The sequence below is a fragment of the Alkaliflexus imshenetskii DSM 15055 genome (assembly GCF_000517065.1).
GTDB lineage: Bacteria > Bacteroidota > Bacteroidia > Bacteroidales > Marinilabiliaceae > Alkaliflexus > Alkaliflexus imshenetskii.
In genome coordinates this window covers 4,005,038-4,016,911 of sequence record NZ_KI912105.1, presented here as the reverse complement: position 1 = coordinate 4,016,911, position 11,874 = coordinate 4,005,038, and the positions used below count along the sequence as shown (strand labels likewise).

Annotated in this window: 8 protein-coding genes; 3 read left to right on the top strand and 5 right to left on the bottom strand. The window is 42.9% G+C overall.

Annotated elements, in window-relative coordinates; all coding sequences use genetic code 11:
* Nucleotides 1-15 precede the first annotated feature (15 nt).
* Nucleotides 16-666, top strand: coding sequence for a tetratricopeptide repeat protein (locus ALKIM_RS0116650; RefSeq protein WP_026475637.1), 651 nt, complete (start codon nt 16-18; stop codon nt 664-666).
* Between the two features lie 144 nt (nt 667-810).
* Here the strand turns inward: ALKIM_RS0116650 and ALKIM_RS18965 are convergent, their stop codons facing one another.
* Nucleotides 811-3,357 (bottom strand): ATP-dependent Clp protease ATP-binding subunit, encoded by a 2,547-nt coding sequence (locus ALKIM_RS18965; protein WP_044118039.1) that lies wholly within the window; start codon nt 3,355-3,357, stop codon nt 811-813.
* Between the two features lie 267 nt (nt 3,358-3,624).
* Between ALKIM_RS18965 and gyrA the strand changes: the two genes are divergently transcribed.
* Entirely contained in the window at nt 3,625-6,153 is a 2,529-nt protein-coding gene (gene gyrA, locus ALKIM_RS0116640; protein WP_026475636.1) for a DNA gyrase subunit A, read from the top strand.
* 64 nt (nt 6,154-6,217) lie between these two features.
* On the top strand, nt 6,218-7,381 hold the full coding sequence (locus ALKIM_RS0116635) for a tetratricopeptide repeat protein (protein ID WP_026475635.1): 1,164 nt from the start codon (nt 6,218-6,220) through the stop codon (nt 7,379-7,381).
* A 369-nt stretch (nt 7,382-7,750) separates the two neighbouring features.
* Here ALKIM_RS0116635 and ALKIM_RS18960 read toward each other — a convergent pair whose 3' ends face one another.
* The 4 genes from ALKIM_RS18960 to ALKIM_RS18955 form a co-directional block, all read right to left on the bottom strand.
* The gene (locus ALKIM_RS18960) at nt 7,751-9,076 is read right to left on the bottom strand and encodes a serine hydrolase domain-containing protein (RefSeq protein ID WP_044118401.1); all 1,326 of its coding nucleotides are present in this window, start codon (nt 9,074-9,076) and stop codon (nt 7,751-7,753) included.
* A 124-nt stretch (nt 9,077-9,200) separates the two neighbouring features.
* Entirely contained in the window at nt 9,201-9,797 is a 597-nt protein-coding gene (locus ALKIM_RS0116625) for a thioredoxin family protein (RefSeq protein ID WP_026475634.1), read from the bottom strand.
* Between the two features lie 29 nt (nt 9,798-9,826).
* Nucleotides 9,827-10,306, bottom strand: coding sequence for a TlpA family protein disulfide reductase (locus tag ALKIM_RS0116620; protein ID WP_026475633.1), 480 nt, complete (start codon nt 10,304-10,306; stop codon nt 9,827-9,829).
* Nucleotides 10,307-10,485: 179 nt separating this feature from the next.
* The gene (locus ALKIM_RS18955) at nt 10,486-11,721 is read right to left on the bottom strand and encodes an Lnb N-terminal periplasmic domain-containing protein (RefSeq protein WP_084555927.1); all 1,236 of its coding nucleotides are present in this window, start codon (nt 11,719-11,721) and stop codon (nt 10,486-10,488) included.
* Nucleotides 11,722-11,874 lie beyond the last annotated feature (153 nt).

The following is an 11,874-nucleotide window of genomic DNA, read 5'->3' as shown; positions in this document are numbered from 1 at the left end:
AAAAGCAGAGAAATTATGAAGTATTTAGCAGTTGTAGGATTATTGTTTTTATCACTGGGGCTTTTTGCTCAGGAAGAAACAAGCTTTATCGAATTGAAGAATCAGGGAAATGATGCCCTCAGAAGTAACAATTTTGACCAGGCACTTAAATTATACGAACAGGCACTTGCCATATGGCCCGAAGATGAAGATATGGATGCTATGATGGTGTTTAACATGGCTACATGTGCTCGTCGTGCCGAAGCTCCTAATCATGAAAAGGCGCTTGAGTATTATCAGAAATCTGTGGATTTAGGTTACCGTGCCGACTTTTCTACTTTTTATGTTGCTCAGGCTTTAAATAGCCTTGGACGCGAAGCTGAGATGGAAGAGGTGCTGCTTAAAGCGCTCGAAGATTTCAAGTCAAGCTCAGTTGTTGGACACATGAGACGTATGCTCACTACATACTACATGCGTCAGGGTGCAGAGCCTTATAACCGCGCATCACAAATTTTGGCTTCAGCACAAAATGCCGATCCGTCACAGTATGATGAAATCATTGGCCGTGCCAATGTTGCATTTGCCGAAGCTAAGCCTTGGTTTGAGAAGGTTTTGGCTGTTGATCCAAACAATGAGAATGCGCAGGCTTCCTTACGCGAGGTAAACAGTCGCTTGTCAGGTAACTAATCAATCGTCAAGATATAGAGAATCCCTGTCTGATTAGTTCATGGCAGGGATTTTTTTTGGATTCTTACAAACTATCTCATAACAAAAATCCCCGAAAACAGATGTTCGGGGATTTTTTGTTATTGTATGTTTTTCAAAAACTTACTAGTTGTTTGAGGTGTCATCATGTTTCTGCGATTGTTTCTCTTTCTCTTCCTCTTGTGCATTATAAACAATACGCGTGGTAATCTTTTCAGTTTCGGTATTATAACCTACTTCTATCGCATCGCCCTCACTTATAGATGCCTGGATGATGATTTCAGCCATTTCATCTTCCAGATACTTTTGAATGGCCCGTTTGAGCGGACGTGCGCCATACTGCACATCATATCCCTTGGTAGCGATAAAGTTTTTGGCCTCATCGGTAAGAAGCAACTTGTAACCAAGCGATTCTACACGTGAAAACAGACCTTTAAGCTCTATCTCTATTATCTTGTAAATATCTTCTTCTGTAAGATTGTTGAAGATAATTACATCATCAATACGGTTTAGGAATTCAGGTGCAAATGCTTTTTTGAGTGCCTTCTCAATCACGCCCTTGGCAAACTCGGTGTCGCTCTTGGCTGTGGGTGTCGAAAATCCTACGCCTCGTCCAAAGTCCTTCAATTCGCGGGTGCCAATGTTGGATGTCATTATGATGATGGTATTTTTAAAATCCACACGTCGGCCAAGGCTGTCTGTTAGGCGTCCTTCGTCAAGCACCTGAAGCATCAGATTGAATACATCAGGGTGCGCTTTTTCAATTTCATCTAACAATACAACTGAATATGGACGTCGACGTACTTTTTCTGTCAACTGGCCACCCTCTTCATATCCAATATATCCGGGAGGCGCTCCAACTAGACGGGAAACGCTGAATTTCTCCATATACTCGCTCATATCAATGCGAATAAGCGCATCTGTGGTGTCAAAAAGATATTGTGCGAGGACTTTAGCGAGATGTGTTTTTCCAACACCTGTAGGACCTAAAAATACAAATGAGCCTATTGGGCGGTTTGGATCTTTTAATCCGGCACGGTTTCGTTGAATGGCTTTAACTATTTTCTGAATGGCTTCTTCCTGACCAATAACCTTACCCTTTAGTTGTACGCCCATTTGAAGCAGGCGCGACCCTTCTGCCTGAGCCACTCGCTGCACAGGTATGCCGGTCATCATTGCCACCACTTCTGCTACCTTCTCGGCATCAACAGTTTCACGGTGTTTCTGTAGTTCCTCTTCCCATTTGCTCTTGTTGCGTTCCAGATCTTCAATAAGGTTCTTCTCACGGTCTCTGAAACTAGCAGCCAACTCAAAATTCTGAGCTTTTACAGCTTTAATTTTATTCTCCTTAATCTCTTCTATTTGCTGTTCCAGTTCCAATATGGTTTCAGGTACAACAATATTCGAAATGTGCACACGCGATCCGGCTTCGTCAAGGGCATCAATTGCTTTATCCGGCAGGTGTCTGTCCGAAATATATCGTTCAGTCAGTTTAACGCACGCATCAATGGCCTCAGGTGTGTAAAACACATTGTGGTGATCTTCATACTTGCTCTTGATGTTGTTGAGAATTTCAAACGTCTCAGCGGCAGAGGTAGGTTCAACCATCACTTTCTGGAAACGACGTTCCAATGCCCCATCTTTTTCGATATGTTGCCGGTACTCATCGAGTGTGGTCGCACCAATACACTGAATTTCACCTCTTGCCAGTGCAGGTTTTAACATATTCGCAGCATCCAATGAACCGGTAGCCCCGCCGGCACCCACAATGGTGTGTATCTCATCGATAAATAGAATGATGCCAGGATTTTTCGATAGTTCATTAAGTATGGCTTTCACCCGCTCTTCAAATTGTCCGCGGTATTTGGTGCCTGCTACAATCGAGGCAAGATCAAGTGTAACAACGCGTTTGCCAAACAATACCCGCGACACTTTGCGCTCCACAATGCGCAGTGCCAATCCTTCGGCTATTGCTGATTTTCCAACACCCGGTTCTCCGATCAAAATTGGATTGTTCTTTTTTCGGCGGCTAAGTATCTGCGCCAGACGTTCAATTTCCCTCTCGCGCCCAACTATCGGATCCAGACGACCCTCTTCGGCTGCCTTGGTAATATCAATGCCAAAGTTATCGAGCACTGGCGTTTCGCTCGTGGTTTTCCCACTTTGTTTTGGATTGTCGGCTCCTCCGCTACCAAACGGACTATCCTGATCATCATCATCAGGCATCTGCGACCGGGCGATGGGATTTTGTTTGGTCAGCTGATGTTTAAGCGGATCATATTTTACGTTGAATTCTTCCATGATATTTGCAATTGTTCCGTGTGAATCCCTGAGTAGGGCAAGCAACAAATGTAAGGTTGTAACCTTTTCACTTTTAAGCGAACGCGCTTCCAGGTGCACCAGTTTGAGCACTTGTTCAGTGGATTTTAGCAGGGGCAGATTTTCAGTATGATTTAATGGCTTTGGCCCTTTAATCCTGTCCTCAATGGTTTCACGCAGCTGTTCAAAATCCACTTTCAGGCGTTCAAGTAATCGAAGCGCCTTGCCTTCCGGTTGCCGCAACAGGCCAAGCATTAAATGCTCAGGTGCAACAAACTGATTGCCCAATCGTTGTGCTTCTTCTTTGCTAAAGGTAAGTACATCTCTTACCCTGGATGAGTAGTTTAAATCCATATACTATTGTACTTCGGTTCAGGAATAAGTCTAGATTCAGTTAAACGGATTAAGGGTTTTCTTTGTTCGCAAATGAAGTGCAATGCGTCGAAAGCTTTCCCAAAAATAGTACATTTTAAACAATTATCACACCTCCTCGAGATGTTAATAAAATCAATCGCTGCATATTTTATTCTTACGGGAATAATGATTAATTTAGTGCGATCAAAAAAGGGGTCTTAAAGCAGGCCTCTTTTTGTGTTCCAGCTCATCTAAAGATTGTTTTAAATGATTGAAGGAGATAGAATAATAAAGATTAACATCGAAGAGGAAATGAAATCTGCCTACATCGATTATTCGATGTCGGTAATCGTTTCCAGAGCATTGCCCGATGTGCGCGATGGCTTAAAACCTGTTCACCGCCGCGTGTTATACGGCATGAACGACCTTGGTTTAAGTTCGGGTAAGCCTTATAAAAAGTCTGCTCGTATTGTGGGAGAAGTACTTGGTAAGTATCACCCGCATGGTGACTCGTCAGTATATTTCGCGATGGTGCGTATGGCACAGGTGTGGAGTATGAGATATCCACTGGTCGACGGTCAAGGTAACTTTGGCTCTGTTGACGGTGATAGCCCTGCTGCTATGCGTTATACCGAAGCCCGTCTGAATAAACTATCGGAAGAAACACTGCTCGATATTGATAAGGACACGGTAGATTTTCAGCTTAACTTTGACGATTCGCTCAAGGAGCCAACTGTACTGCCTACACGTGTGCCTCTGTTGCTGGTAAATGGTGCTTCCGGTATCGCGGTTGGGATGGCAACTAACATGGCTCCACATAACCTCTCCGACGTTGTTGATGCAATCATCACTTACATTGATAATAACGATGTCTCAATAGACGAGCTGGTAACCATCGTAAAAGCGCCTGATTTTCCAACAGGCGGAATAATCTATGGATACCAGGGTGTGAAGGAGGCTTATGCCACCGGACGCGGACGTGTTGTTATTCGTGCCAAAACGGATGTGGAGACCGATAAAAACGGTCGCGAGAAAATCGTTATTACCGAAATACCATATCTCGTTAACAAGGCTGAGCTTATCATGAAGATTGCCGACTTGGTTAATGAGAAGAAAATTGAGGGCATTTCAAATGTAAACGATGAATCAGATAGGGATGGTATGCGAATTGTGGTCGACCTTAAGAGGGACGCCATTGCCAATGTGGTACTCAATCATCTCTATAAATATACTGCGCTTCAATCTTCCTTTGGAGTAAACAACATTGCCTTGGTGAAAGGGCGTCCTCAGTTACTCAACCTTAAGGAGCTGATTTCATGCTTTGTGGAGCACCGCCACGATGTGGTTACGAGACGCACCCGTTTCGAACTTGATCAGGCTGAAAAGCGGGCACACATTCTTGAAGGACTGATAATTGCCAGTGACAATATCGATGAAGTTATCCGAATTATCAGGGCAGCTCAAACGCCTGATGAGGCTCGGGAAAACTTGATTAAACGGTTCGAGTTGAGCGACATACAGGCGCGCGCCATCGTTGAGATGCGTTTACGCCAGCTTACAGGTCTCGAGCAAGGTAAACTTCGCGAAGAGTATGAGGCGCTACTAAAAGAGATAGCCCGTTTGAAGGATGTTCTTGAACATGTGCATTTAAGAATGGAGATCATAAAAAATGAACTCTTCGAGATTAAGACTAAATACAAGGATGGACGACGTACCGAAATTGTATATGCATCTGAAGAGTTTAATCCCGAAGATTTCTATGCCAACGATGAGATGATTATTACCATTTCTCATCTTGGATATATCAAACGTACGCCTTTAAGCGAGTTTAAAACCCAAAACAGAGGGGGAGTAGGAGCGAAGGGAAGTTCTACGCGTGATGAGGATTTCATTGAGCATATTTACCCCGCTTCAATGCACAACACGCTGATGTTCTTTACTAAGAAAGGTCGCTGTTTCTGGCTCAAAGTATATGAGATACCTGAAGGTGCTAAAAACTCAAAGGGTAGAGCCATCCAAAATCTACTCAACATAGATCCGGATGATGCCGTTAAGGCAGTGATGCGCGTGAAGAGACTGGCCGACGATGTGGAGTTTACAAATTCGCATTACATTGTGATGGGCACAAAGAAAGGGGTTATTAAGAAATCTCTTCTTGCTGATTACTCTCGTCCTCGCCAAAATGGTGTGAATGCCATTACAATAAAAGACGATGATGAGTTGATTCAGGCTCGTTTGACCAATGGCAGAAACGAAATTCTGATGGCTACCCGCTCAGGTAGAGCCATCCGTTTCAATGAATCCACTGTGAGATGTATTGGACGTACTGGTCAGGGTGTCAAAGGGATAACTCTTGAATCTGATAATGATGAAGTGGTTGGCATGGTTTGTGTCAAGAATATGACAGAGGACATCCTGGTGGTATCCGAAAAAGGTTATGGAAAACGCTCAAAGATAGAGGATTACCGGGTGACAAACCGTGGTGGAAAGGGTGTTAAAACCATGAAAATCACAGATAAAACCGGGGATTTAATCAGCATTAAGAGTGTGACCGACGACAATGACCTTATGATTATTAATAAGTCAGGTATCACCTTAAGAGTGGCGGTAGCCGACCTTCGAACCACTGGTAGAGCAACGCAAGGGGTGAGGTTAATCAATTTGGACAAAAAGCAGGATGCCATTGCCTCTGTTACCAAAGTGCTTGCCGAACGTCTCGAGGAAGAGTTGCTTGTGCCGGATGCAACCGATGTCGATGTTCCGGATGTTAATGATAGTGAGGAAGAAAACGCTTAATGTTTTATTCACATATTGTTTTAAATTTGATTAGCTAAATCAGAATACACAAAAACAGACAACAATGAAAAGAGTATTATTTCTATTAATCGCAATGATTGCAATTTCTGCTGTTCATGCTCAAAGAGGACGTGTGACTGCAGCATCCGCTTTTATTGATAACGGCGATTTAAAAGCTGCAAGGCAACGGCTGGAAGATGCTTTTCAGCACGATAAAAGTAAAGATTGGCCCAGGACTTATGTTGTGGCTGCTCGCCTAGCTACCGAAGAGTATAAGAAGGGTGGCGGTCAGGATAAAGTTCTCGAAGCCGCTGGTCATTACAAGCGTGCAGCTGAGCTTGATCAGCAGGGTGACGCACGTGGCCGCAATGTAGGACGCTCAGAGAAGGAGATTAAAGTTGCACTTACGTTCTTTATGCCTGAATTGCAAAATGCAGGTATCGAGGCGTTTAATAACGAGGATTACACCTTTGCTATGAATGCTTTCGAAAGTGTGATCAATCTGAATAAGTTGCCTTTGTATGCTAAAGATAACTTACCTGCAGACTCTGTTTTTATCTATTACACCGGATTGGCTGCCAGCAGAAGTCAAAACTGGAAAAAAGCTGAGAACTATTTCCTTAAGGCCATCGATTTGCGTTATGGCGAGGGTGATGCCATCTTATTGCTTCACGAAGTGTACACCGAGTCAGGTGATTCCGCTAAGATTACGCCAAACCTGAAGAGGGGTTACGAGCTTTTCCCACAGGACGACCGCATTTTAACCACATTGATCAATTTCTTCCTGCAAACACAGCAAAACGAAGAGGCGCTTGCGTATCTTGAGACTGCTATCAACAACGATCCCAATAACTACAGTTTCTATTATGCGCGTGGTGTATTGCACGATTGGAGCAAGGATTATGAAAATGCTGAGAAAGACTACAAAAAAGCACTTGATCTTAAGCCTGACTATTTTGAGCCAATGCTTAATTTGGGGGTAATTATCTATAACCGTGCTGCCGATCAAATGCGTGTTGCCAATGATATTACCGATTTCCGTAAGTTTGAAGTGGAGCGCAAAAAAGCTGATGCTACTTTCCGCGAGTCACTTCCTTACATGGAAAAGGCACATGAGCTGCGTCCTGAAGATGTGATGGTTCTCGAAACTTTACGTGGTTTATACTATCGTTTTGAGATGATGGATAAATATGATGTAATTGATGCGAAATTAAAAGCGCTTCAATAGTTTAACTGATTTAAAAGGAGTCCGGCTTGCCGGATTTCTTTTAATATATTATATTTATCATAATGTCAATTATAAGACTGGCGTGTTTGGCATTTTTGCTGATACCAATGTGGTTTCCTATTCTAGCGTGTGGTTGACGAATCCATCGTGATAAGGCTTTAAAAGCTACAGCCTGCTTTAAAATACACTATCGCCAAATATTTGATGGCTATCAATGTTGAAACCGATACAGTAAATCCAAGTAATCCCGTAATCGACTTATCTTGGCCAGTGTTTTAAATGATAACACTGATGTGAGAATTCCTGAAAACAAAAAGAGCGCTACCGCAGTGATAACGCTCTTTAATCTATGTCTTATTTTGTTATTAATCAGTGCGATGAGTAGTAGCTGTGCGTTTCATATTGATTTTGAGCCACTTCAAATAAATCGTGTGAGGGCCAGCTATTTGTCTGCGCAATTGCCTGATCCATTAGTGTTCTTATCTCGGTTGAAAGCATTGGTCCTTTCCAGGTATTGCTATTAAATAGTACCACATACGATATGCCATCTGAACGTCGCACCATAAGTGTGGATGTGCCTGAAAGCGTTCCTGTACGAACCCAGCGGTCTGATGAAGCGCCGCGCCATCCAAGAGGTTGAAAACCAGGGCGTACAGGTGTGGTCATTATTTCAATACTTTCGGGGGTTAGAATGTCCTCAGGATAAGGCATTCCGTCTATGGCGAGAAGAAATTTCAACAAATCAGTGGCCGAGGCTATCCATCCGCCGGCGGCTCCAAGCGTGCGTATGTCGTTGCCGCCGTATGAGCGTGGTACTTTTTGCCCATTGCCTGTAAAATCATCTACAAGCATCTGTCCTGCCGGCTCGTAATACTTTACTTCCAACTCAGCACGCTCTTCAGGGAAACTTCCTCCTAATCGCATGTCAAAGATTCCCAATGGGTACAACAGTCGTGTCCGTATAAACGACTCATAGTCCTGCCCACTTCTGGCTTCAATAATACGACCTAAAATGGCATAACCCAGATTTGAATAGGATGACATGGTTCCCGGAGGAAAATGGAGTCTTTTTCCAAGCATGAATGAAATAATGTCTTCGTCGCTCACTGGCAACTCTTTGCCCAATCCGGTAGCTACAGTCTGAGGCATAAACATTGGGTCGCCCCATCGGTTGCTCCATCCGCCAGAATGGTTTAACAGGTGTATAACCTCAATGTTCTCAACCCTTCTGTCGAGGTAGTCATTGAACGGAGCCACATTGAGAATACCATTAGATCCAAATACCTTGTCATGAAGACTCAGCTTGTTCTCCTCCACCAGTTTCATGATTCCGGCCGCGGTTATCAGCTTTGATATACTTGCAACACGAAATAGATGGTGTGGCTCAGCTTTTTCTCTGTTCTCCGAGTCTGCATACCCATACCCTTTGGCAAAAACGAGCTTCCCATCCTGAGCAATTGCTACAGATGCACCAGCCAACTCCCAGCGGTTCATGAATCTATCCATGCGCCTGTCTATCTGCGAAAATGTTTTGTCTTCTGAAAACATAGCTGGGATGCGCAATGATACGGCCATTGGAACAGGTGGTGTAAAGTCGGTTCCGAATGTTTGTATGGATGGCCCGGTGAGGTATTTCGCAGCCATTCCTGCGCAAAGCCCGGCTGCAATAAGCAATGATTTATATTTGAAGTGCATAAAATTCAAAATCTGAGTATGCACAAAAGTACGCATTTTTTGCAAAAAGGTTATAAAAAACAGCATGTTGATGTCACAGAAGCCACCAACATGCTGTATTTATAGTAAAAATATTCTTGAATTGCTATTTGAATTTGATTGTGCATCCAACTGCTCTGGTCTCCGTTACTTTTGGTTTGTTACCAGCAAGAATGGCTTCAATTGCCTGAGCTACATAGGCATCTTTCACATCAGAGGCGTCTTGTGGATTGTCGTCGATGGCGCCAATATAGGCTACAGAGAAGTGCTTGCCTTCGTTTTTCAGCAGATAAACGTGGGGCGTACGGGTGGCTCCATATTTTTTGAATAGTTGCTCATCATCGAGCAAGTAAGGGAAATTGAAACCTTTTTCAGCAGCATTGGTAATCATTTTCGAAAAACCATCCGCTGGAACAATGGTTGAGTCATTTGGATTGATGGCTATGATCGGAAACTTTTTGGGTCCAAACTGTTTTTGTAGTTCAACCAGGCGAGCTTCATAAAGCACGGCATAGGGACAATGGTTGCAGGTGAAAACTACAACTACCCCTTTTTGGTCTTTGTAATCATCCAGAGATACTTTTTTACCATCTATGTTCTTCAGATTAAACGATGGAGCTTTGTCTCCAACTTTTAATTGTGCGGTTACACCCATGCCAAGCACAAGTGCCATTGCCAGAAGGATGTGTTTCATTGTTTTCATCTTTAAATAGTTTATGATTTGTGAAATTTTTAAAAGAGTGTGTTGATATATTTCTCTATCGCTTGATAGTCTATTTCGCCTTCGTGAAAAGATTGCTTTCCCTTGTGTAAAAATATGGTGGCCGGAATGGCGCCACTCCAGCTTTTATTAACTCGTTCAATCCAGTCCCCACCACGAGGCGTTATGGCCATCACGACTTCTCCCTTTATGGCATGTTTTTCAAGGAATGGCATAAGTCGGGATGCTTTCTGGTTGGGGAAATCGAGATTTGCCATGATAACTTTAACTGGTTTTTGACGGAATGAATCAGGAATTTTATTGAATTCAGGAATCTCTTTAACGCAAGGCAGACACCAGGTTGCCCAGAAGTTTACCACATAAATTGTATCCGAAGGGCTTTCTATTCTTTTTAAAAGCTGGTCAATCGCAATATCTGGCACTGACCTTTTTTGTGCAAAAAGATTGGCCGATGCAAAAAGTATGGTTAAGATTACGAGAAACTTACGCATGTATCTGTTTTTAATTGTTAAACACTAAGAGTGAGGTATCCCGATAATTTCAGATATATGAACCGGCTTGTAGAGATATCGAGATTCGTACAACTTTAAAGCTTATCTCAAACCAGTTGTTATTGTCCTTATGCGATTAATGAATACCTTATAGGTAACAGCAGATATTTATAAAATGTTCAAAACTTACATCGTTTCAATAGTAAAACCAAGCGAACCGAAAGCATCAACCATACTGGAATGAGTGCAGGTGGAATGTATTGTGGCATAAAAGGGAAAAACAGTAAGCTTGCAATGATTAAGAGAAGACTAATAATGGCAGGTGTTTTGACAATCCATTTTGTGTCTTTTCTGAAAGGAAAAAGTAAAGCCAAATGAAGTGGGTTTGCCCAAAGAATGTGCCAGTTGGGTCCTGTCACAGAATGGCTGGTGAAAAACCATAAAAATATAATAAGTGCGCCAAATAGGGTTGTAAGGGAAAAGAGTATAGCATCGAGCCAATATTGTCTCTTTTGATACTTAAAATCGACCCAACTTAATAGAACTACCGGAATTAGTCCCAACCAAAGCCAAATGGCTGGTGAAACGGTTCGGGATTTGTTCTCTGGCTCAAAAAGTAGTATTGTATTGGTTGTTTTCACAAGTCCTTGTCCGCCGCTGGCTGTGTGGGCTGCATCAAACTGCCACATCAGATAATCGGGCAGAAACTGCACCGAGGAAGCATCTACTTTGTCATCGGTTGGTTGCCCAAGCAACAAATCAAGCCCCAGCTTTATCCATGGTTTCTCTTGAAGATATGAACCTATGGCGTGGCGAAAGGTCATCGTTCCAATATATTGTGGCACATCGAACACCACATCATCAACAAAGTGTCTCACAGCTATGTCGCGCACCCGAGTGGCACAGTTGTCAAAAAAGAAGTGATAGGCGTAAGCTCGGTTTTCCGGTTCTGCATTGATGAGCAGTGCCTGAAACAACTGTTTTTTTTCGTATGGACTCAAATCTAGCACCTGTTCCCAGACAGAACGACCTTCGTATCGGTATTCGTAAACAAAGCGGTCGAAGGTAGTAACCGAAAGCATATAGTCTAGTTGTCCACGTGCAAACTTAAGATAGAAGTTTGGAGTGTTAAAGTTAAAGGTGCCGTAGTTAAATACCAGATCGAAATTGTGCGTGGGATCAGCAACTCGAATGGCCGTGTGTCCGAAGATACTATAAAGTTCATCTCCGGGAGCGCAAGTGAGTATCGAGATATGTGCATCATCCGACAATTGGTTAGAGAGCAGCTGGTTTGTATTTAACAATATGAGCGCTGTGAGAATAAGATATTTACAGCATCTCTTTCCCCAATATGGAATTAGTGGGATGATGAAATTCTCTTTTGAAAGGTATTTATCAATTGTGTTCATAGTCATTTTTTCCCGAATATAGCCAAAATCGCTCGTCGCACAATGTAATCAGGGGCTCATCAATCATAAAAATAACGGAATAATAAGATTGCTGTGAATTGACCCGCCAAAAGGAATGGTATTATTGCCGTTGATTATTTTTAGAATGGTTGTGGATGG